Here is a 22,297-nt window from a genome sequence, read left to right on the forward strand (position 1 = left end):
CTCCCTTCTATTTTTTCATTTTTGGGTCCAAGGCATCGCGCAGACCATCACCAAAAGCATTGAATGCTAACATCGTCAAACAAAGGAATAACGCCGGGAAAAAGAGTCTCCACCATTCTCCAGATAAGACTGTGATTAATGCATCATTAATCATCGTTCCCCAACTAGCAATGGGTGCTTGTACACCAAGACCTAGAAAACTTAGAAAAGCTTCTGCAAAGATTGCTGATGGAACCGTCAATGTAAGCATGATGATGATGGGTCCCATGGAATTAGGAATAAGATGTTTAAATAAGAGCCGTCTAGTACTTGCTCCCAGAGTTACAGCCGCTAAAACATACTCTTGCTCTTTTAATTGCAATACCTGTCCACGAACAAGCCGTGCCATGCTTAACCATCCTGTTACAGTTAAAGCAATAATAATTGTTGGTAAGCCAGGGGGAAGTACCACTAGAAGTAGGATAACTGTTAATAAGTAAGGTAGACCCCATAAAATATCGACCAATCGCATCATCATCTCATCGATTCGTCCACCCCGATATCCTGAAATCCCACCATATAACACACCAATGAGAAGATCGACTAAAGCAGCTACAATCCCGATCGTCAGTGAGATTCGTCCGCCTTCCCATACCCGAACAAAGACATCCCTTCCTAACTCATCTGTTCCAAACCAATGATCACTTGAAGGAGGCTGATTGATCCCTGTCTCTAAGTTTTGTTCTTTTGAACTATAGGGGGAAATCATAGGCCCGATGATCGACATCGTAGTAATCAGTAGAATCAGAATGAAACCCGTAAGCGCTAACTTATTTTTGCGTAGCCGCCGCCAAACATCTTTCCAATAAGTGGTTTGTGGTCGGCGAATCGTTTCCATTGACTTTTGTGATCGAACAGCGGGTTGAAAGCGTGGGGAAACTGCTGGTTCCATTTATTTCCCTCCTTTTTTGGCTAGTTTGATTCTTGGATCAATCACTCCATAAGCCAAATCCACCAAGAAATTCATGAAAATCAGTAAGCTTGAGTAAAAAAGAGTTACTCCCATTATTAGAGGATAGTCACGATTTGAAATACTCTCAACAAAGTGCTTTCCGATCCCCGGAACCGAAAAGATTTTTTCTACGACAAAACTTCCGGTTAAAATCCCTACCATTAAAGGTCCAAGGATTGTCACAATTGGTAAAATCGCATTTCGGGCGGTATGACGCCAAACTACTTTGGTAGGAGGTAATCCCTTAGAACGAGCCGTTCGAATAAAATCTTGTCGCAAAACCTCCACCATACTTGAACGCATCAAACGCGTGACTGTCGCAAGTGGAAAAGCTGCTAACGCAACCGTTGGCATGATGGTAGATATAAATAATTCATTACTCGTCACGGGAAACAAACCCCATTCCACTGCCAAATACTTTTGTAGTATGGGCGCTAGTACAAAGCTTGGAACCGAGATCCCTACAACAGCCAGAACCATGGCTGAATAGTCTAACAGTTTATTCTGTCTCAAAGCTGCGATCGTTCCCAATATTAACCCTAGAACAATAGCTACAATTAGTGCCTGAGCTCCTAGTTGGGCTGAGACCGGAAAAGTTTCCGTAACAATATCATTAATGGTACGTGTTTCATACTTAATCGAAGGCCCTAAATCCAACTGGAGCAAACTTTTCATGTAAATAACATACTGCGTAGAAAGGGGTTCATCTAGATGATAATACGCTTTCAGGTTTTGTAAGACCTGATCCGGTAACTCTTTATCATTAGAAAAAGGATCTCCAGGTACCGCTTTCATCATTAAAAACGTGACCGTTGCGATCACCCATAAAGTAACCGCCATCTGTAATAATCGCCGAATGATATACCGAACCAAACCTGACACCTCCATTCGTTTATGTAGAAAATTATTCAATCTAGGACTATTTTTAATCATCTCTTAAAAATAGGTTTTCAGTCAAGAGAACAAGATAACCAGATGCAACAGATTTTGTTACATAAAAAACCTTGTAAAGGCAAGAATAATCCTCAGATTCATTATATAAAAGGAGTTATTTATGAATCACTCATCTGATAAAATCAGCTCCATTCAAGCCATTTTTATTTTGGTTACGGCTGTTGGCGTATTAGATCATGTCATCATTATGCCCACATTGTTGGAGTCATCAGGGCGTGATGCTTGGATCACCGTCTTGTTCTCTGCGATCCTCTTTCTCCTTTGGTTACCAATCATCTATGTGATTATGAAACGAACGCACCAAGAGCATTTATATCAATGGTTAAAAAATCGTTGGGGAAAAGTAATTGCCACCATCATCATTAGCTTTATTGTCCTAGAATTATTTCTCATGATCAGCATGACTCTACGGGATGTAACCTATTGGGCTAATATTTCTTATCTTCCTGAAACACCCAACTTTGTTCTTGTTATAACCTTAATCACGGTTTGCTTTTATGCCGCCTATTCAGGCATCCGCGTGATTGCCATTGTCAATGGAATTTTATTACCCGTCGTAATTCTTCTCGGCCTTTTCGTAGCCATTGCCAATTTCCAACATAAAGATTACTCTTTATTATTCCCAGTCTTCGAGCAAGGACTTCAACGTCCCTTATCAGGAATGCTCTATGCAGGATCGGGATTTGTAGGAATCACACTATTGGTCATCATGCAACATCAACTGAAATCGAAAATCCGTCTGCTCCCTTTGTATCTGACAGGTCTAACCTTAATTATCTTGATGTTAGGACCATTAATTGGAGCCATTATCGAATTTGGGCCATACGAAGCAAGTCGTTTGCGCTTTCCAGCCTTTGAAGAATGGAGGCTGGTTACCTTTGGTCGTTATTTAGAAAATGTCGATTTCTTATCCATTTATCAATGGTTAGTTGGATCATTTGTTCGGATTTCCATTGCTCTTTTCTTACTCCCAGATCTTCTCTTAATTCAAACGAAGAAAAAGAGATTTTATTTACTTTTATTCATCTCAGGCACCATCATTATCATTTCACAGATCCCCATCAGTGATCTGCAATTCATTACATACTTAGCTAAATTTTATTTACCTTATACATTCATCACATCAGTCACCATCTCTTTTCTATTTTTCTTCGCAACCTTTGGCAAGTCTGAAAGGATGAAAAGTCAGTGAAGTGGAACCATTTTCTTGACAAGATCGGACAAAAGAATAAGTCTCATAAGTCTCCACCCTTAAAAACAAGCTTTAAAGAAAATGAGCAGTTATTACGGGAAAAGCTCTCCCACTGTCAAGATGTGATCATAGCAACCAAACAGTTTCAAAGCAAAGATCAACCTGTTGAGACGCTATGGATTTATAACGAAGGACTAAGCTCTCATAAACAGATCAATGAACTTGTTTTCCCTTGCCTTCAACAGTTACTTGAGTCGATATCAGTAAAAGAAATCCAAGTGAATGATGTATTAAATAAATGGTTATATACTGACATCAAAAAAGAAGATCAATTAGAACCTTTACTTAGACAGATATTTGCTGGGCAATTAGCGTTACTGATCGATGGATTAGAAGGAGCCTTTTTGTTAAATGTGGCTGACCAACCCCAACGAACTCCTGAAGAATCCAATACAGAAATCGCCCTCTTGGGTTCACGTGATAATTTTACAGAAAATATTACCGTTAATGTGGCTTTGATTCGTAAACGCCTGCCAACAGCTTCCCTTTATTATGAAAAATTTACAGTGGGAGTCAGAAGCAAAACATCAGTTGGACTTCTGTATATTGATGATATTGCTCGACCTGAGGTGATTACTAAAGTAAAAAAACAACTATCCGAGATTCGGATCGATGCCATCAGTAGCTACTCTGATCTGATCGACTATCTTACAGACTATTCCCCTTTCACCATTTTCCCATTGTATGACTATACAGGGCGTCCAGACTATGTTTCCAATGCCCTCTTAAAAGGTCGCTTTATTCTTTTACTAGATGGGATTCCAACGGCTATGATCGCACCAGTAAACTTAGCTTTGTTACTAAAAACACCTGAAGATTTACACCAATCCTATCTCTACGTGACCGTAGAGCGTTTTTTTCGCACCATTGGATTACTAGTCTCCTTTTTTTTACCTGGTCTATATATTGCAATCACTACCTATCATCCAGACCAAATCCCACTTTCACTACTCTCAACCCTTGTGTTATCTCGAAAAGGAGTTCCCTTATCTACTCCCATGGAAGCAATCATCATGCTCATTCTGTTTGAACTGTTTCGAGAAGCCGGGATTCGATTACCCAGTGCTGTAGGGCAAACGCTTTCCGTCGTAGGCGGACTTATCATTGGAGAAGCAGCGATCCGAGCAGGACTAACAAGCCCCACTCTGTTAGTAGTCGTAGCTACCACAGCCGTTTCTACGTTCACCTTAGTCAATCAGTCCCTACAGGGGGTTATTTCGGTGATCCGCTTTGGTATTCTCATCATCTCTTCCCTGATCGGAATTTATGGCTTTCTCCTATCGGTTTTTGTCGTCTTGATCTACCTATCCAACTTGCGTTCCTTTGGAGTCTCATACCTAGCACCGATCTCACCATTTTCGTTTCAAGACTTTATACAGGGAGTGTTGCGTATCCCTATTCCTTATATTAAAAAACGACCCCAAATGACCAAATCCAAGGACACTCGTCGTCAGAGGTAAAAAATATGAAGAAATGGTTAAGTCGATCTCTCATTGTTATGTTACTTGTTTCATTAACGGGATGTTGGGACATGCGAGAACTTGAACACATGTTTTATGTTCATGCTTTAGGTGTAGATTATAAAAATAATCGTTATGAGGTGTATGCACAAGTCCTGAACTTTTCTACACTGGCTAAACAGGAAAGTGGAGGGAGTTCAGGTGGACAAGGCGAGCAAGTCGGTGCCTGGGTAGGAAAAGGAGTAGGTAGTACTTTAATCTCTGCCATCCATAATCTTTATGCTACAGCCCAACGGAGAATTTACTGGGGGCATCTCAGTGCTATTGTTTTTAGTAAAGAGGCTTTAAATAAAGGATTGAAAGAAACGCTAGACTCACTAACTCGTTATAATGAAGTCAGGCATATCGTTTGGTTATATGGGACTGACAAACCGATCGAGGAAATTTTAAACACTACTCCAGTTATGGAATCTACACCTGTATATTCGAAACTGGGTGATCCCAAAGAGGTCTTTGAACAAAGCTCATTCATCGAACCGATCCGAATTAACCGATTTATGTCACAAGTTTACGAGCCCAATCGAACAGCCTTTTTACCTAACCTAACAATTTCTCAGGAACAGTGGACAGACCCTAAAGAGTCACATACATCCTTAAGCATCAATGGAGTCTGGTTGATCCAAAATTGGCAACTAAAAGGAAATATGTTTGCAGAAGAATTACCTGGAATCATCTGGTTTTCTGAAGATGCCAACCGCATTCTACTCACTATTCCTTTTAAAGGAAAACCCGCGATCACTATGACGATGAAGCAACCCAACTCTAAAATTATCCCTATCATCCAAGATGGAAAAGTAGCTTTTCAGATCAACATTTCCGTAGAAGGAAGTATCACAAGTAAAGAAATTCCGATGGATGAAAAGTTAATTGAACGTCGTGCTGCAGAAGCGATCGAGACAGAAATACGTCAAACCTTCGAAAAGGCTCTTCAGAAAAATCATGACGTGTACAATTTGTTTAACACATTGTACAGAAAAGACTTTCGTCGATGGAATCAAATGGCTAAGAGTCACTCTTTAACACTTCATCCTGACTTATTGAAAAAGGTTCAAGTCAAAGTAAAGGTGTTTGACTACGGAAAAGCCATTTCTAATCCGGATGAGATTATAAAATCCGATTCAAAGAAAAAAGAAAAAATCCCCATCAATCAATAAAAATCCGGACAAGTACTCCTTGTCCGGTAATCTACATATGATGACTGACCCTTACTTAGAGTATTGGTTAAAAATAGATTGAAGTTTTAAGGCTTGTCCTAGAGCCCCTTTAATTTTCAGCTTTCCCGTCATAAACGCGGATGTAGGATTTAGAGATCCTTCTACTAATTTGACAAAATTATCATCACTAAGTTGTAATGTACATACTGCTTCCCAAGGGGTTCCCTCTGCTACTTCCACCTTACCTTCGTGAAAGCGAATCTGGTAAACTTCATTTAGATCTAATTGATAAGTGACATCTAGTTCCTGAATTCCCTCAGGGTTCCCATTGATTTTGTCTGCTAATGTCGCTAAAGTTTCCTTTACGGACATAAGAGTACCTCCTATATAAGTTCTTTTCATAGGGCTGATGACAAAGAAGTAGAAAACAGTGTTTCGTCATTATCTTTTGAGGAATATCAACAACCTAATGAATGTATATTCATTTTACTATGAAAACAGGTAAAAGTCAGAGTCAATTTATACAAAAACGGATTATATTTATCACTAACTCGAAGATACACATAACTAATCCCTCTATATGAGCCATTTTAGTAACAAATCTCGAACCACATACCGTCAGGTCGTTGTTTCTCTGCTGCACTCTCTTAGCGTACTCGCAACAGTTATGCGTCAGAGAAATATCTCTTCTCCTAGATTGATTGGTTAGATAAAATTAATCGTTTCTTTTCATCACTCCCAATAACTTTCAATAAACCTTAACTTGGCTTTTCAATATAGAGGGTCTATAATAAATCGTGAAAGATAAACGGTGACTCCAACTGGAGCGTGATATATATGTTGCCTACTAATATTGGCATTCCTGGCCTGATTATCATCCTTGTAGTCGTACTGCTTTTGTTTGGTCCCAAGAAATTGCCTGAACTTGGGCGTGCTACAGGTCAGACCTTAAAACAATTTCGTGATGCGATCTCAGGTAATAAATCCGATGAGGGTAAAAAAGAAGATTCTAAGTAATTGGCTATGCTTTTATTTTAGGAGTCAGGGTCAACGTCTTTCGATTTAACTTGAAAGATGGGATTGATCCTGACTCTTTTGATTTAAGATCAGAGATTCTCTAAGTAATCACTACAATAAACAGTTGTCCAATTATTTTTTATCTTCTCGTTGAATCAGATTGGCGACTGTCAACCCACTTAAAACAGTCATTGGAGTGCCTCCTCCAGGATGTGTCGTTCCTCCAGTGTAATAAAGCCCCTTACAGGAATGTTCTTTCATGGGTGGACGAAAAAATGCCTTTTTTCCATGTGAAACGGAACCATAAAGTGATCCCTGCCATGCACCTGTGAACTTTTCCATTTCTGAAGGTCCGTACCAACGTTCCACCTCAATCGCATCCGATAACCCTTCTAATTTCCAGTTATTCTCTAACCAATGCACGATATTCGATCGGTATTTGTATGTGTCTTCTACGGTCGAAGGCTGATTTGAATCCTTCGCAGGCACATGAACTAAAGCATATAGATTGGAGCCTTTGCCAGCACGATCAATCTCTGAAAATCCTGAATTACATATATAAATAGCTGGAGAAAGGGGCCATGTTTTTTGCTCAAAAATATCAATAAACTCTCGTCCATAATTTCTGGGGAAAAAGTGGTTATGATGATGTAAATGAGGGAATTTCTTGTTTACCCCAAATAAACATAAGAAGCTAGAGAAACTAAGTACATCACGTCGAATCTTCCTTTTTGGAAGTAATAAAAGTTTCTCTTGGGTTGTTCTTACATCCACATTGGAAATGACAAAGTCAGCATCCCAATCCTCGCCTCCTGCTAGAACCCCCACCACTTTATTCTTTCTAGTTAAAATCATCTCCGCCGGACATTCCTTAACGATTTTTACCCCTACGGACTGAGCCAATCGCTCTAAAGCCTCGATAAGTCGGTAATTCCCTCCCTCAATATAGTAAACCCCCTGAACCATCTCCAAATAAGCGATCAATGAAAATGTAGCAGGTGTTTCATATGGAGAGGAACCTACATAAGTAGCATAACGATTCATCATAGAAATCAATCGGGGATCATCGAAGTATTTTCGGTGAAAAGAATCCATGGATTGTAGTGGATGAACAGAAAGCAGAGATTTAATTAACTCAGGTTTAAAATAATCTCTCCACTCAACCATTGGGTTTTCAAAAAAATGGTCTTCCACAATTTCATACATGCGTTGAATTTCAGATAAATATTCAAGAAAACCACTTCGATTTTCAGGCGAAAAGGTGACTAACTGTTCTGCCATATAATCAGGATCAGCAGTTAAGTCAATCGCACTTCCATTGGCAAAAAAATTTCGGCTATTCACGGCTAAGGGGATAAAGCGTAGTGCAGGATCAATAGTTTTACCAGCTTCTCGAAAAACGCGCTCAAAAATCCAGGGCATGGTAATCGTCGAAGGACCTAAGTCAAATCGATAATGCTTTAATTGAATATCCTGTAGCTTCCCTCCCAATGTTGCTTGTCTCTCCAACAAAGTGATTTGATAACCCTTTGCTGCGAGAACTGAAGCAGATACAAGTCCCGCAATTCCCCCGCCGATGACCACACCTTTTTTCATAAGATGTTCTTCCCTTCCCAATGATGATCAATCTCTCGGTACTTCTTTACAAACTTGGGATCAGTATGTGTGTTTTTAACTAACCCGATATGAGCATTTTTCTAGACGAGTCATTCATAAGTGTTAGGGTTATTTTTTTACGATCCCATCCATAAACTGAGTGACAACTGTTTGCGTTAACTCCACTAATTTTTCATGATCTTTGCCTACATAGGTCCTTCTTTGTGAAAGAGCATCTAAAAGACCTAACCACATATCAACCCGTAAACGAACTTGATTATGATCATCTTCTAGTTCTCCCTGTTTCATTCCCTTTAAAAATAACATTTCATGCGGGTCTATGATCCATCGGTCATAGGAAGCATAAACTTTTTTTATCAAAGTAGAATCTAATTTACTATCTACATCTCGCATGAGCGAACTCATCGACATGGGAGCAAAACGAAAAAAACCATAAGCAAGTCCAAATAATTTTTCACGCACTGTCCCTACACCATCAATGACAGTGACAATCTCCTTACCAATTCGAGCTAAACAATCACACAGTACAGCTGTATATAGATGCTCTTTGTCTGGAAAGTAGTGATACAGAGTAGGCTTAGTAATACCAACTTCATTGGTAATCGCACTCATCGAAACCCCTGCATACCCAGACTTCATAAATAAAAGACCTGCATGATGTAAAATTAATGATTCTGTATCTACTTGACCTTTTTGCTCAGACCTTTTGGGTCTACCTGGATTTCTTCTCAATGGATAACTTCTATGTTTTTTGTTGATCACTCATATTTACTCCTTGATCAATAAATATACTACTAAGTATATTGTTAAATAATATTTTATCCTTACGTCAAACTCTTCTGATTCAAATAAGGATTAAATCAATGATGCTTATTACCATAATAGAAGCTAGAGTAATTTTGATATTTAAAGTACCGCCTAGGCAAAGTTTATACAACTGTCTTTCCCATTTCAATCCATATATCTTGGACTAAGCTTGAATTCACATTAGTAGGTAAAACCTGAACTTTTATATCATTTTAAAAAACCGTCTCTAAGGCTTTTCTTAGAAACGGTTTAATTATTTAGTAATTCAATGATGTTTTTTGCTAAGTGATCCCCAATACCTGCTTTACGATACTCTTCTATTGATGCTTTTTTCATGTTTTCAATGGTGCCAAAATGTCTAAAGAGTTGTTGTTTTCGCTTGGGACCTACTCCAGGAATTTCGTCTAACTGTGATTGAATCATTGTTTTACCACGGGTCTGTCGATGAAAGCTGATCGCAAACCGATGTACTTCTTCTTGAATCCGTTGGAGGAGATAGAATTCTTGGGTTCCCCTCTTTAGATCCACTTCTTGAGGTGGATCACCGAATAACAACCGGGCCGTTTGATGTTTATCATCTTTGACCATGCCCCCAATGGGTACATATAAACCCAGTTCATTTTCCAGTACATCTATAGCGGCAGACATCTGTCCTTTTCCACCATCAACTAAAATCAAGTCAGGTAAAGGCAGATTTTCTTTGAGTACACGTGTATAGCGGCGGCGGATTACTTCACGCATCGTTTCGTAATCATCAGGTCCCTCTACAGAGCGAATCTTAAATTTACGGTACTCTTTTTTCGCAGGCTTTCCATCCAGCAAACAGATCATTGCAGAGACAGGATCTGTCCCTTGAATATTGGAATTATCAAATGCCTCAATCCGCCGAGGTAATCCGATCCCCATCAAGCGTCCTAATTGCTCTATCGCTTGAATCGTCTTTTCCTCATCTCGCTCCATCAGCTGAAAACGCTCATGAAGAGCAATTTTTGCATTCTCCATCGCCATATTCACTAGATTTTTTTTCATCCCTCGTTGTGGTACATGAACATTCACGCCCTGAAGCAAGTCAGCGATTAATTCCTGATCTACACCTTCAGGGAGATCAACTTCTTTAGGCAAGGTAGGTAGATCATGATAAAACTGGGCGATATATGAGATAAAGTCTTCTTCAGGTTCATTGTAATGGGCAAAAATCGATACTTCTCTTTCGATCAACTTTCCCTGTCGTACAAAAAAGACTTGAACACACATCCATCCCTTATCAGCAGCATAGCCGAAGAAATCACGGTTGGTGTGGTCATTTAAAACAATATTTTGCTTTTCCATCGTTGCCTCTATATCAGAAATGAGATCCCGATACTCTTTCGCACGTTCAAATTCTAAAGCTTCTGCAGCCTCTTCCATTTTCTTTTTGAGTTCACGTTGTAACTCTGAAGATCCCCCATTTAAAAAACGAGTGATTTGTTTAGTAATCTGTTCTAATTCAGCAGAGTTTACTTCTATTTCACACGGAGCCAGACATTGTCCAAGGTGATAATAGAGGCAAACCCTCTTTGGAATTGTACGACACTTGCGAAGTGGAAATAAGCGATCCAATAGCTTTTTAGTTTGTTGGGCTGCTCCAGCATGGGGATAAGGTCCAAAATACTTGGAACCATCCTTTTTCAACTTCCGGGTTACTTCCAATCGTGGATGCTTCTCTTTCGTTAAGCGAATATAAGGATATGATTTATCATCTTTTAACATCACATTATAGTGTGGTCGATGTTTTTTGATGAGATTACACTCTAAGATCAGAGCTTCTAAATTGCTTCCTGTCACAATATATTCAAAATCTACGATATCCATTACCAGACGTTGAGTCTTACCATCATGGCTACCTGTAAAATAAGAGCGGACTCGATTACGTAGGCTTTTGGCTTTCCCTACATAGATAATCTCATCATCTTTATTTTTCATCAAATAACAGCCCGGTTGTTCTGGGAGAAGCGACAATTTATTCTGTATCAAAGACATATATCTTCCCCCCTTTCGTAATAAATCTTTTATAATATACTTATCATGAATCGATTCCTCATTTGATTGCACTTGAAACAATGAGCAGAAATCGCACAACAACCTTTATGACCTAAAGGCACATGATACAGTTATTTTAACAGAGCAGATTCAATATATCTAACTCTAGTAGTGCCTACATTTCAGGTGAGGGGCTATTTTTCTTGTAAGATAAGTTTGTGTGCTCCAAACAAATAACTTCTTAACGTTATTCGCTAGACACAACTTGAAAAGAGGGCAAAAATTAGGCACTAGATGATTGGTCTATGTATGAAAGGGAGTGTTGTCAATCGTGCCCAGTTTTTCAGAGATTTTTAAGCAACATGGACTTAAAATGTATGCAAGTGTACTCCTAGGAAACTTAGTTGTCTTTTTTACTGCACTTGCCGCTTATTTTGTTTTTATACTGCTCGCATTTATATTCATCGGTCTCTTTTTCGCAACAACATTAGGAGGATTTGATCCTTCGAATCCTGATAGCCTTGATAGCCTATTCTCCACTGGTTTATCGACTGGATTTGTTATCATGGGTATATTAGGTTTTATGATTTTCATGGTGGGTGTTAGTCTACTGACAGCCTTTCTACAAGCTGGAACCATTAGTGTTACCATTCAACCTATCTTAGAAGGCAGTTTAAGTATTGGAACATTTTTTGTTCAAGGGTTTAAAAAAATGTGGAAAATGTTCCTATTAAACTTAACAATCTTATTTTTGCCTTCCATCCCGATCATCTTGTTGATTGTTTTCACAGTATTTGCCTTTAACATGGGAAGTGGTCTAGGTCTGTTTATTGGGATCGTACTAGTTCTAGCTACTCTCCTTCTCTCAATATTATGTTACTTGCTATTTTTCCATGCTCCTATCGTTTTGGTCGCAGAAAATGCAGGAGTGTTTGATTCAGTCAAAGCCTCTATTCAATTATGTAAAAGTAAGTTCGGTCGGGTGTTTGGCAGTTCTTTCTATTACTTTGGTATTTACTATCTTCTTTATAGTATCGGTTCATTGATCCTGATTTTTCTCATTTCAGCTTTGATCAGTGGGGTTACCACCGACAATTTGGATGATTTTTTATTCTACTCTTTAAATACTTTCAGTACAGTAAGCAACCTATACAATTTCTTAATTGGATGGTGGGTATCACCCTTCTTCCTAACGATTGTCAGTTTACTCGTTACCCTACGCTACTATAAATACTTGCGTCCTACATTAGGTTTAGCACCGATCGAAAATACGGGTTCAAACCAGTTGTACTTTGGTTTAAAAAGCCACCAGAATCAAACCAATGATGACAGAAATGATCAACAAAGCTCTTCAAGTTCCACGGCAAACTCTGAAATAGCTTCCTCCGAAAAAACATCAAAACCCGAAGATGAAGCTTCTTCTTCAGAATCTGATCGTCATTCAAGCTCTTCTGATCATGAAAGTAAACTCTCATGGGGCTTTAAAAGCGATTCTTCTTCATCTGACAACTCTACGAATGATGATTCTGGAAAGTCATCCTAAAATTAAAGTATTAATTTCAAACTCTAATGAAGGCAATATTTTTAGGTTATCCTAAAGATATTGCCTTTTTCAATTTCACTACAACTTTCTTTTTTTGTATATAAAGTAAAAATTCTTGTTTTTTAGTAGACAAAGGGTTCTTTTTTCTATATGATAATGTATGTTGTAGATTTTGCTTGAAAGCACATAGGAGTGAGGGCATGCTATTTGCGTTTCGCCATAGTTTGAAGTTGAGCTGGATTAATCTACTTGGATTAATCATTAGTCATGTTCTATTTGCTATAGGTGCAATCTTGTTGGTATCTATTGCTTTTCTCTTTGGCGCTGGTGGTACATTTTGGGCTATGATTGGTACGGATTATAAAGATCCTGCTCAACTTTTAGAGTCTAGTATAGCAACTGGATTTATGTTTTTGATTATTTTGGTAATTTTATATATCTTGCTCATATTTATAGGGAGTCTTTGTAACTCCATTTGGATGGGTGGTACATATGCTTTTAGTTTAGAAGCATCTCAAAACAACAGCTCTACCATCGGAACATATTTTTCAAAGGCTTTTCTATACATGTTCAAGTTGACTTGGATGTCATTCATCTTTTCTTTTGTGGTTGTCATCCCTGTCATGTTAGTCCTTTATTTACCACTGATCATTTTAGATGCCGTGAATATTGTTCCTAGTTTTGTTCTTGGTCTGCTCTTCATCTCCCTTTTTATTGTGGCAATGATCTTTCTAATTGCCATTGCCATCCATGCTCCCATCTTCATTATCCAAGAAGGTGCAGGTGCTTGGAAATCAATTGCTCTAAGTATGAAACTCTTTTTTCGTTCGATCGGACAAATGATCCTATCTGCACTCGCCTATCTAAGTTCCTTCATAATCATTGTTACAGTGATGTATCTAATCATGCTTTGTCTCGTCCTTGTTCTAGGAGCGGTTGCTGAACTTACAGGCAATGAAGCGATCCCAGGTGTGATTGGTCTAATCTTTTTAGTGATCCTCTATCTACTATTCATTCCATTAACTATATCTTTTCCTATTTTATGGATCTCCGACCGATATAATAAAAAACTACGGCAACACCTTTTCCCTCCGTCAAATGGATCTAATGAGGGACATATGCACTTCAGAATCAATCAACAACCATTTAATCAACCCTTTACTTTTGATTCACCTCCATCGTCAAATCAACCACCTAAGCTTGATCTTTAGAATAGAAGAAGGCGAGTACTTTTATACTCGCCTTTCTCAGGTTAAAAATGTTGTTTTAGCCATTCAATCAATTGCTCTTTAGGTTGTAAGCCGGGAATTTTAGCTACCATTTCACCATTTTTAAACACCATGAGAGTTGGAATGCTCATAATCCCATAGCGACCTGCTGTTTCTGGGTTATGGTCCACATTCACTTTCGCTATTTTCAATTGGTCACCCAATTCAGCGTCAACCTCTTCTAAAATTGGTGCTAACATACGGCAAGGTCCACACCATTGTGCCCAAAAATCCACAAGTACTGTTCCTGCATCCGCAGACTCTACATCTTTTGCGAATGTTTGGTCGGTAACATCTACAATTGCCATTCTAAATAAACCTCCTTATTCGATAAGCTGTTACAACATGCTACCCACTTTTTCAAAAAGTGATGAGCTTAATCCTTCATAATCCTAAGGACTCTTTTCATTGATGTAACAGATCCAGCCAGTGAATTCTTAACCCTTTTCACAGTGATTAGTATACCACCGTACTAAAAAAAGTTCCAAAAATATCATCACACTAAGAAAGAGCACTGGCTAATGTGCTCTTTCCCCTTTTCATTCAAAAATACTCCTGTAAAATCAATGTTCTATTTATCAGATAATACGGCTTTAAATTCTTCTATCAATAATGGAACAACCTCAAACAAATCTCCGACAATTCCATAATCCGCCACTTGGAAGATGGGTGCTTCAGGGTCTTTATTAACGGCAACAATCACTTTAGAGTTAGACATTCCAGCTAAGTGTTGAATCGCACCAGAGATCCCACAAGCAATATAAAGATCTGGAGTGACTACTTTACCTGTTTGTCCAATTTGCAATGCATAGTCACAATAATTGGAGTCGCAAGCACCACGAGAAGCACCTACGGCACCGCCCAATAGATCAGCGAGTTCTTGTAATGGCTTAAATCCATCTTCGCTTTTAACACCGCGTCCTCCAGCGACAACTACTCGAGCTTCGGAGAGATCAACACCATCTGAAGATTTTTTTACAACCTCTTTGACGATGGTTCGAAGTGAATCTGGAGCAAAGTCAACCGTTAACTCTTCCACTTGAGCTGTACGACTGAGATCAGGCTCTTCAGCAGGAATATTATTAGGACGAAGCGTAGCAAAAATGATTCCATCTTTCACTACTTTTTTGACAAATGCTTTTCCTGCATAGATCGGACGAGTAAAAGTAACTTTCCCATCCACGACTTCAATATGAGTACAATCTGAAATTAATCCGATTCCTAAGCGAGCAGCAAGTCGTGGACTTACATCCCTACCTACAGCAGTATGACCCGTAAAAATCGCATCTGGCTTCACATGGTCAACTACCTTTTTGAGAACTTGGAAGTAAGCATCAGTCGTATATTGATCTAATTCTTTGTTCTCAACAACGACAACTCGCTCTGCTCCATGATGTGCTAAAGTTTCTGCTAATTCTTTTCCATAGCTACCTAATACAGCAGCCGTGATCGATCCACCATCAGCAACCATCTTAGCTGCAGCTAATGCTTCCATACTAACATTACGTAACTTTCCATCACGAACGTCTGCTAACACGAGTACATGTTTGCTCATTGGTTTAATATCCTCCTCGCTATTAGATCACTTTCGCTTCAGAACGTAGCAATTGCACCAATTCCTTGGCTTGATCCGCAATTTCTCCTTGTAGAATTTTTCCTGCTTCTTTTTTGGGAGGTAGGAAAACTTCGACAGTTTCTGTTTTCGCTTCGATCTCATCCTCGTCGATCTCGAGATCATCTAAATCTAAGCGGGAAAGCGGTTTCTTTTTAGCTTTCATAATCCCTGGTAAGGAAGGATAGCGTGGGTCGTTTAACCCTTGTTGAGCAGTCACAAGAACTGGAAGTTTCGAGTCGATGTATTCGGTATCCCCTTCCACATCCTTTTCCACTGATACTTGATCTCCATCAATAGTCAACTTAGTCACTGTAGAAATATGTGGAATATCAAGTAGCTCTGCTAGACGAGGTCCTACTTGTGCTGAACCATCATCCACAGCCATATATCCGCAAAGAATGATATCAAATTCCAAATCTTCTTCTTTAATCGTAGCTTCTAAAATCTGTGCCACTGTATGCTCATCTACTTCTTCTTCAAAGTCTTCGAGATCAACAATGACACCTTTATCTGCTCCCATAGCCATTGCAGTGCGTAAAGCTTGTTCTGCACGTTCAGGGCCAATTGTAATGACAGTCACTTCCCCGCCATGCTCTTCTTTCAATTTAATCGCTTCTTCAACTGCATACTCATCGTAGGGATTGATGACAAATTCTACACCTTCGTCTTGAATCTGTCCATTTTCAATCGAGATTCGCTCTTCGGTATCAAATGTCTGTTTTAAGCAAACCAAGATGTTCATATGGTCGTTCCTCCTTGTTTCGCAGAACTGTTCACCTATTTTATTTTCCCATACCTTTGACCAATAGGCTATGAATTTGATCTACTTGACTGAGTAAACTGTATTTATGATTATTCATGATCCAAGATGTTACAGTTTCGTCCAAGGTTCCAAAGATCATCCTACGGACAATACGCACATCTGTGTCGCTTCTGAATAATCCTTGTTCGATCCCTGACTCAATTACACGGTCAATCACATCTAGATATCGCTTTAAAATATTCCCAATCCCTTTGCGAACCTCTGGATTCGATTGACGCAATTCAATTTGTGTCACAATCGCTAACTGATGATCCCGCTCCAAGTTTTGAAAATGTAGAGTGATCAACTTGTGGAGCTGATCAATGGGAGATTCTACTTTGCTGATGCTTTCTTCTACATCGCTGATAAAGGTTCCCATTTTTTCACTAAAGAGCGAAATCAGAACATCATCTTTATTTTCAAAGTAAAGGTAGATGGTTCCGTCTGCCACCTTGGCTTCACGAGCGATTTTAGACACTTGAGCATTATGATAGCCATATTCAGCAATCACCCGTACAGCCGCTTCAATAATAGCGTTGTACTTCTCTCCAGTCCGTTTAGCCATGGGTCATGTTCCTCTCTGTCATTCAGCGCTGAATGATGATTCATTCAATAATTAGTTTAGTATGGCACAAACCCTTTGTCAACGATTTCAGCAAAGTATAAAAATAGAACCAAAGCAAATATATCAATTTTCATTATTTTTGACAATAAAATTACCGAGGTTTTTTTCCTCGGTATATGAAATCAAAAGTGTTTATCATATATTTACTTTATTTGACTCATCCTGTAGAACCCGACGTAACACTTTACCAATCGACGACTTTGGCAACTCTGTTCTAAATTCATAGATTCGAGGAATTTTATAAGCTGCTAATTTTTTTCGGCAATATTTATCTAGTTCTTTTTCAGTCACTTTTTTGCCTGACTTAAGAACAATAAAGGCCTTTACTGTTTCCCCACGATATTTATGTGGAACACCCACTACAGCCGCTTCTTGAATAGCAGGATGTTCAAATAAAACTTCTTCAACTTCACGTGGATAAATGTTTAACCCACCTGCAATGATCATATCTTTTTTGCGATCTAAGATGTAGAAGTACCCATCTTCATCCATGGTTGCGATATCCCCTGTACTTAACCATCCATCTTCTTGTAACATCTCTTTGGTTTCATCAGGGCGATTCCAGTACCCCTTCATCACTTGTGGACCTTTGACTTGTAATTCGCCCACACCGCCAATCTCTAATACCTCTTTGGTACTTGGATCAACAATTCGAGCATCTGTATCAGGCCAAGGTAAGCCAATCGTGGCATTTTTAACACGATCCCAAATCAAGTTGGCATGAGTGACTGGAGAAGTCTCTGTCATCCCATAGCCCTCAATCAAAAGGCCACCTGTCAACTCCTCAAACTTTTCTTGAACGTCCACAGGAAGAGGTGCTGATCCACTTAAACAAGCCACAATAGAAGAGAGATCGTATTTTCGAATGTCAGGCTCATTGATCAGTGATACATACATGGTTGGAGCACCTGGAAAATAAGTTGGTTTTTTCTGATTAATGATTTTAAGAATTTGGTGACGATCAAATCTAGGAACCAAGATCATGGTAGCACCAATAGAAATGGCAAAGTTCATCACGACAGTCATTCCATAAACATGGAAAAATGGCAATGCGCCCAAAACCTTTTCTTGGCCTCGCTTTCCTTTATACATCCAAGCCACTGACTGAATCGCATTCGCCACTAAATTACTATGAGTTAGCATCGCACCTTTAGCTAAACCCGTGGTACCACCTGTATATTGAAGTAATGCTAAATCCTCGGGAGACTGATCAGAGATATCTATCTCATTTGGAAGCGCTTTCTGCATGAGCTGAGAATAAGAAAGTGTAGTCTCATCATAACTAATTTTTTGATATGAACCATCCAGTAATGTTTTTATCGAATAAAGCCAATTCTTCGGAAACGGTAAGTGCTCTTTTAAGCTCGTTACAATGACCCTCTTTAACTGGGTTTGTTTTCGAACATGTCTCACCTTATTGTACACAAGATCAAGACAAACCATCGTCTCCGATTCGCTGTCATTCAACTGGTGTTCCAATTCCCTTTCCATATACAAAGGGTTAAACTGTACGACCACTGCACCGGCGATTAAAGATCCGTAGTAAGCGATGACAGCTTGTGGTGAGTTCGGTAACATCAAGCTGACACGCTCACCCTTACGAACACCTAAGCTTTTAAGGACATTAGCAAAACGGTATGCTTCATCGAGCAATTCACGAAAGGAAATTCGTTTTCCTAAGAATTCGATGGCATCCCGTTCAGGGAATTCAGTAGCTGCGTCAATCAAAAATTGTGTGAGTGTAATCCGCGGATATTCTAGACTCGCTGGAACTTGTGGCGGATAATGACGAAGCCATATTTTTTCAGTAGTTGCCATCCGGTTTCCCTCCCGTTTCGACTGAATAGTCATTCATTATTAGGTAAAAGTATTCCAAATTTATTTTATCTCCCAAACTCATTCTATCTAATTTCACATCATAATCAAACTATTTTTTTCATTTCTGTGAACAAAAATATGATTTTTTGTAAAGGAAACTCAATTAATCATTAGAAAACATCTTTTTTCTCCTCCAGGTTCATTCAATCAAGCTACCTGACTTCTAATTTATTTAAGTTGTTTTGCTTAAGTCAAGTTTGAATAAAAATAAGCTTTAGGAGTGATGAAAATAATCGAATGATTACTATCAACAAAACCTAAAGCCTTTCGTATTCATGAAACAAAAATCCGACAGATTCTCAGCATCTTAACAATCCTTAAATCGCTCTACCCACTTCTTCGGTCAGGATCTTGAGGCGAAATCACACTAGGACGTTTCGTTTTCATCGGCATTGGCGTTCTAACTAACACATCCCAAAGAGCTTTTGCATTGAAAGGGAGTAACGGCCACATATAGGGCGTACCCAACACATTAATCCGCATCAATAAAAAGAACCAAATGAGCAAACCAATCACAAGCCCCGGTAACTTAAACAAACCAATCAGTATGATCAACCAAAGACGAGTAAGCTTATTTGCCAATCCCATCTCGTAGCTGGGAGTCGCAAAGGTGCCAATCACTGCCACTGCTACATATAAAATAACCTCTGAAGAAAGCAAACCTACATCAACAGCAATCTCCCCTAGTAAAATAGCGGCTACCAATCCCAATGCCGTCGCCAGTGGTGAAGGGGTATGAATCGACGCCATCCGTAAAACTTCAATGCCAATCTCGGCAAAAACAATTTGCCCAAGCAGAGGGACTTCTCCTGACTTCTTCAACCCTAGAAATTGCAATCCTTCTGGTAGTAGATGAGGTTCGATTGCAAATAGATACCACAATGGCAGGACAAACAAAGAAGTAAACATAGCAAAAAAGCGAACCCACCGTAGAAAAGCTCCAACGCTTGGCTTTTGTCGATATTCTTCCGCATGTTGTACATGATGAAAAAAAGTTGTAGGCGTAATCATGACACTCGGAGAAGTATCTACATAGATGAGAACGTGTCCTTCCAACAGATGGACAGCGGCTACATCAGGACGTTCTGTAAATCGAACGATTGGATAAGGGTTCCAATGATGCCTAAATAAAAATTCTTCCAGGCTTTTCTCTCCCATAGGTAATCCATCGACCATCACTTTTTTTATTTTATCTCGCAACTGGTTGACTAAAGAGGGGTCAGCCACATCTTCAATATAAGCAAGAACCACATCTGTTTGCGAGCGCTTCCCCACTTGCATATGCTCCATACGCAGGGAGGGATCCCGCAATCTCCGTCGAGTTAGGGCTGTATTAAAAATGAGTGTCTCTACAAATCCATCCCGTGCCCCACGTACGACCCGCTCAATGTCAGGCTCCTCAGGTCCTCGAGCCGGATAACTTCTAGCATCGATCAGAATGGCCTCAGACTGTCCGTCCATCAGAAGTGCGAGTTGACCAGAAAGCACGGAAATCACGATCTTTTCAACCTTATCTGTGGACTCTACTTCCAAATAAGCAACTTTATTCTCAACCAACTTCTTAATTGGTTGTTTCCCTAGTTCACCAGGACGTAGATGAGCAAGGTCTTCCATGATTAAATTTAAGATATCATCTTTAGCAAATCCATCCACAAAGTAAAGCGCAAATGGGTGACCTGCATAATGAAGTTTCCGACAGATCACATCAAAGCTTTTTTTTACCCCTAAGATTTCATTGAGTAAAGTAGTATTATTCGCCAATGAATCTGTTAAACGAACCTGCATATTCGCTTTGTTTTGAGCTTCCTCCACTGAAATCACCTATTCTGCCGTGATCTCTCCATTATTACCAGAAGAAGCGACTTGCAAACGGGGATTAACCCTCGATGAAAACCATATCCTATAGCGCCTTATGCTCGCTCTCTTTTTCCTTCCATAGTTGCTCAAACAGTAAAGCGATTAACATCCCCACTAACAAACCATTTCCTAAAACTGATTGCAAAACGGCCGGAAATGGAATAAATACTGATGGGGGAACAAACATCATCCCCACTCCCAAAGTCAAGGTCAATCCAAGAATCGTTAACCGTCGTTGAGTAAGAGGTTCTCGTAAGACACTGTTTAATCCGATCCCAAACATCTGTCCAAATGAAGCCAAGAAAACTGCATTAGCGATTGGAGCAGGCATTTGTGCAAAAAAAGAAGTAATTGCAGGAATCAAAGAGATTCCAGTTAGCAATAGAGTCCCCATTAAAAAAGGGAGCATCCGTTTTTGCCCAGTCATCCGAACAAAGCCTGCTGCTAAAGAGATTGGAACCATTCCCACAGTAGAAAAAATAGATGAAAGGATATTTGCAAAACTATCAACAATCCCTGTTCTCCTTAATGAACCTGTATTTTCACTTTTGGAACCTTCCAGAGCTTGGTTCATTGCCACAATACTACCAATCTGATTTGAAATCAGTACCATCGTGACAAGCACAGATGTAACAACCATATCAGCACTGATTTGTGGCATTCCCCACGCAAACACTTGGGGGAGCTGTGGTTGAAAGTCTACATTTGATGCTCCCGACTCCCATCCTAGTAACCAAAATCCAATCCAGCCTAAAATAATTCCGATCAAAACTGCATAACTTTTCAGCCATCCTTTTCCCCAAATGGTCAAGGCAAGCACGAGAAGAAAAACGAACAACGCCATAATAGCAAAAATACCTGAGCTTAATTCTCCTTGATCATTGATTCCAATCGTCCCTTTAAGAAAAACTCCGCTCAATTGAAGGGAGAGTAACATTAAGTAGGAACCTGTCACTAAAGGGGTGAAAATAGTACTCATTCGATTGATCAAACCAAAAACACTTACTACAAGTAGAATTAGACCTGTTAAAAGCATGCCACCTTCAAGAAGTTGCAGAACGGAATGTAGATCTTTTCCCTGTTGTTTCCCCACTTCCCCCATCATAATAAATATACCTAGCCAGATCCCAGCAGGTCCATTGGAAATGGGCAATCGATGTCCTAACCATCCTTGTAAAAGTGAAGCTAATCCCACTACGAACAAAGTTCGTTGCATCAATCCAGCAATCTCATCACCTGAGAGGTGAAACGTTTGACCAATTACAATCGGTAAAGTAAGTGCATTCGCTAATAAAAAAATAAACCATTGCACGGACGACATACTGTCATGAAACCATTTTCCAGATAATTCCCTCATTATCTTCCTACCTTCTATGAT

Annotated in this window: 19 protein-coding genes; 6 read left to right on the plus strand and 13 right to left on the minus strand. The window is 39.4% G+C overall.

All coding sequences use genetic code 11. The features are described from left to right. Positions 1-7 precede the first annotated feature (7 nt). The gene (locus tag EDD58_RS01355; RefSeq protein ID WP_131923047.1) at positions 8-931 is read right to left on the minus strand and encodes an ABC transporter permease; all 924 of its coding nucleotides are present in this window, start codon (positions 929-931) and stop codon (positions 8-10) included. Further along, entirely contained in the window at positions 932-1,864 is a 933-nt protein-coding gene (locus EDD58_RS01360) for an ABC transporter permease (RefSeq protein ID WP_131923048.1), read from the minus strand. It lies immediately after the preceding gene. A 181-nt stretch (positions 1,865-2,045) separates the two neighbouring features. Here EDD58_RS01360 and EDD58_RS01365 point away from each other — a divergent pair, with 181 nt between their 5' ends. From EDD58_RS01365 to EDD58_RS01375, 3 genes are read left to right on the plus strand one after another with little or no spacing between them, the layout of a single operon-like run. Beyond that, on the plus strand, positions 2,046-3,137 hold the full coding sequence (locus EDD58_RS01365; protein ID WP_131923049.1) for a GerAB/ArcD/ProY family transporter: 1,092 nt from the start codon (positions 2,046-2,048) through the stop codon (positions 3,135-3,137). Continuing rightward, complete coding sequence (locus EDD58_RS01370) at positions 3,134-4,657, plus strand: spore germination protein (RefSeq protein WP_131923050.1); 1,524 nt, start codon at positions 3,134-3,136, stop codon at positions 4,655-4,657. The genes EDD58_RS01365 and EDD58_RS01370 overlap by 4 nt, the downstream gene beginning before the upstream one ends. Positions 4,658-4,662: 5 nt before the next feature. Next, positions 4,663-5,871, plus strand: a complete 1,209-nt coding sequence (locus tag EDD58_RS01375) for a Ger(x)C family spore germination protein (protein WP_131923051.1) — start codon at positions 4,663-4,665, stop codon at positions 5,869-5,871. A 51-nt stretch (positions 5,872-5,922) separates the two neighbouring features. Here EDD58_RS01375 and EDD58_RS01380 read toward each other — a convergent pair whose 3' ends face one another. Further along, positions 5,923-6,243: an SCP2 sterol-binding domain-containing protein gene (locus EDD58_RS01380; RefSeq protein ID WP_131923052.1), complete on the minus strand. Its 321-nt coding sequence runs from the start codon at positions 6,241-6,243 to the stop codon at positions 5,923-5,925. 465 nt (positions 6,244-6,708) lie between these two features. Here EDD58_RS01380 and tatA point away from each other — a divergent pair, with 465 nt between their 5' ends. Next, positions 6,709-6,888, plus strand: a complete 180-nt coding sequence (gene tatA, locus EDD58_RS01385; protein ID WP_131923053.1) for a twin-arginine translocase TatA/TatE family subunit — start codon at positions 6,709-6,711, stop codon at positions 6,886-6,888. A 132-nt stretch (positions 6,889-7,020) separates the two neighbouring features. Here the strand turns inward: tatA and EDD58_RS01390 are convergent, their stop codons facing one another. The 3 genes from EDD58_RS01390 to uvrC form a co-directional block, all read right to left on the minus strand. Further along, complete coding sequence (locus EDD58_RS01390; RefSeq protein ID WP_131923054.1) at positions 7,021-8,484, minus strand: phytoene desaturase family protein; 1,464 nt, start codon at positions 8,482-8,484, stop codon at positions 7,021-7,023. A 129-nt stretch (positions 8,485-8,613) separates the two neighbouring features. Continuing rightward, positions 8,614-9,267: a TetR/AcrR family transcriptional regulator gene (locus tag EDD58_RS01395; RefSeq protein ID WP_131923055.1), complete on the minus strand. Its 654-nt coding sequence runs from the start codon at positions 9,265-9,267 to the stop codon at positions 8,614-8,616. 294 nt (positions 9,268-9,561) lie between these two features. Next, the gene (uvrC, locus tag EDD58_RS01400; RefSeq protein ID WP_131923056.1) at positions 9,562-11,331 is read right to left on the minus strand and encodes an excinuclease ABC subunit UvrC; all 1,770 of its coding nucleotides are present in this window, start codon (positions 11,329-11,331) and stop codon (positions 9,562-9,564) included. A 331-nt stretch (positions 11,332-11,662) separates the two neighbouring features. Here uvrC and EDD58_RS01405 point away from each other — a divergent pair, with 331 nt between their 5' ends. Together EDD58_RS01405 and EDD58_RS01410 are read left to right on the plus strand one after the other, a co-directional pair. Further along, the gene (locus EDD58_RS01405) at positions 11,663-12,874 is read left to right on the plus strand and encodes a hypothetical protein (RefSeq protein ID WP_131923057.1); all 1,212 of its coding nucleotides are present in this window, start codon (positions 11,663-11,665) and stop codon (positions 12,872-12,874) included. A gap of 200 nt (positions 12,875-13,074) precedes the next feature. After that, positions 13,075-14,085, plus strand: coding sequence for an efflux RND transporter permease subunit (locus EDD58_RS01410; RefSeq protein WP_131923058.1), 1,011 nt, complete (start codon positions 13,075-13,077; stop codon positions 14,083-14,085). 41 nt (positions 14,086-14,126) lie between these two features. On the opposite strand, the gene trxA is transcribed toward EDD58_RS01410, so the two are convergent. From trxA to EDD58_RS01445, 7 genes are all read right to left on the minus strand, one after another. Beyond that, entirely contained in the window at positions 14,127-14,450 is a 324-nt protein-coding gene (trxA, locus tag EDD58_RS01415; RefSeq protein WP_131923059.1) for a thioredoxin, read from the minus strand. A 263-nt stretch (positions 14,451-14,713) separates the two neighbouring features. Then, complete coding sequence (locus tag EDD58_RS01420) at positions 14,714-15,697, minus strand: electron transfer flavoprotein subunit alpha/FixB family protein (protein WP_131923060.1); 984 nt, start codon at positions 15,695-15,697, stop codon at positions 14,714-14,716. A 22-nt stretch (positions 15,698-15,719) separates the two neighbouring features. Continuing rightward, a complete protein-coding gene (locus EDD58_RS01425; protein WP_131923061.1) occupies positions 15,720-16,499 on the minus strand; it encodes an electron transfer flavoprotein subunit beta/FixA family protein in 780 nt (259 codons plus the stop codon). Between the two features lie 40 nt (positions 16,500-16,539). Continuing rightward, positions 16,540-17,124: a TetR/AcrR family transcriptional regulator gene (locus EDD58_RS01430; RefSeq protein ID WP_131923062.1), complete on the minus strand. Its 585-nt coding sequence runs from the start codon at positions 17,122-17,124 to the stop codon at positions 16,540-16,542. A gap of 195 nt (positions 17,125-17,319) precedes the next feature. Continuing rightward, the gene (locus tag EDD58_RS01435) at positions 17,320-19,002 is read right to left on the minus strand and encodes a long-chain-fatty-acid--CoA ligase (protein WP_131923063.1); all 1,683 of its coding nucleotides are present in this window, start codon (positions 19,000-19,002) and stop codon (positions 17,320-17,322) included. Between the two features lie 387 nt (positions 19,003-19,389). Continuing rightward, positions 19,390-20,874, minus strand: a complete 1,485-nt coding sequence (locus tag EDD58_RS01440; protein ID WP_243648604.1) for a spore germination protein — start codon at positions 20,872-20,874, stop codon at positions 19,390-19,392. Positions 20,875-20,962: 88 nt separating this feature from the next. Further along, positions 20,963-22,240 (minus strand): purine/pyrimidine permease, encoded by a 1,278-nt coding sequence (locus EDD58_RS01445; protein ID WP_243648605.1) that lies wholly within the window; start codon positions 22,238-22,240, stop codon positions 20,963-20,965. Positions 22,241-22,297 lie beyond the last annotated feature (57 nt).

It is taken from the genome of Hazenella coriacea, assembly GCF_004341825.1.
Taxonomy (GTDB): domain Bacteria; phylum Bacillota; class Bacilli; order Thermoactinomycetales; family Thermoactinomycetaceae; genus Hazenella; species Hazenella coriacea.

Bases quoted from the DNA above. Each gene is read 5' to 3' on its own strand.
- EDD58_RS01365 (WP_131923049.1), top strand. From the start codon at position 2,046: ATGAATCACTCATCTGATAAAATCAGCTCCATTCAAGCCATTTTTATT.
- EDD58_RS01430 (WP_131923062.1), bottom strand. From the start codon at position 17,124: ATGGCTAAACGGACTGGAGAGAAGTACAACGCTATTATTGAAGCGGCT.
- EDD58_RS01410 (WP_131923058.1), top strand. From the start codon at position 13,075: ATGCTATTTGCGTTTCGCCATAGTTTGAAGTTGAGCTGGATTAATCTA.
- EDD58_RS01445 (WP_243648605.1), bottom strand. From the start codon at position 22,240: ATGTCGTCCGTGCAATGGTTTATTTTTTTATTAGCGAATGCACTTACT.
- uvrC (WP_131923056.1), bottom strand. From the start codon at position 11,331: ATGTCTTTGATACAGAATAAATTGTCGCTTCTCCCAGAACAACCGGGC.
- EDD58_RS01380 (WP_131923052.1), bottom strand. From the start codon at position 6,243: ATGTCCGTAAAGGAAACTTTAGCGACATTAGCAGACAAAATCAATGGG.
- EDD58_RS01375 (WP_131923051.1), top strand. From the start codon at position 4,663: ATGAAGAAATGGTTAAGTCGATCTCTCATTGTTATGTTACTTGTTTCA.
- trxA (WP_131923059.1), bottom strand. From the start codon at position 14,450: ATGGCAATTGTAGATGTTACCGACCAAACATTCGCAAAAGATGTAGAG.
- EDD58_RS01435 (WP_131923063.1), bottom strand. From the start codon at position 19,002: ATGGCAACTACTGAAAAAATATGGCTTCGTCATTATCCGCCACAAGTT.
- tatA (WP_131923053.1), top strand. From the start codon at position 6,709: ATGTTGCCTACTAATATTGGCATTCCTGGCCTGATTATCATCCTTGTA.
- EDD58_RS01390 (WP_131923054.1), bottom strand. From the start codon at position 8,484: ATGAAAAAAGGTGTGGTCATCGGCGGGGGAATTGCGGGACTTGTATCT.
- EDD58_RS01420 (WP_131923060.1), bottom strand. From the start codon at position 15,697: ATGAGCAAACATGTACTCGTGTTAGCAGACGTTCGTGATGGAAAGTTA.
- EDD58_RS01355 (WP_131923047.1), bottom strand. From the start codon at position 931: ATGGAACCAGCAGTTTCCCCACGCTTTCAACCCGCTGTTCGATCACAA.
- EDD58_RS01425 (WP_131923061.1), bottom strand. From the start codon at position 16,499: ATGAACATCTTGGTTTGCTTAAAACAGACATTTGATACCGAAGAGCGA.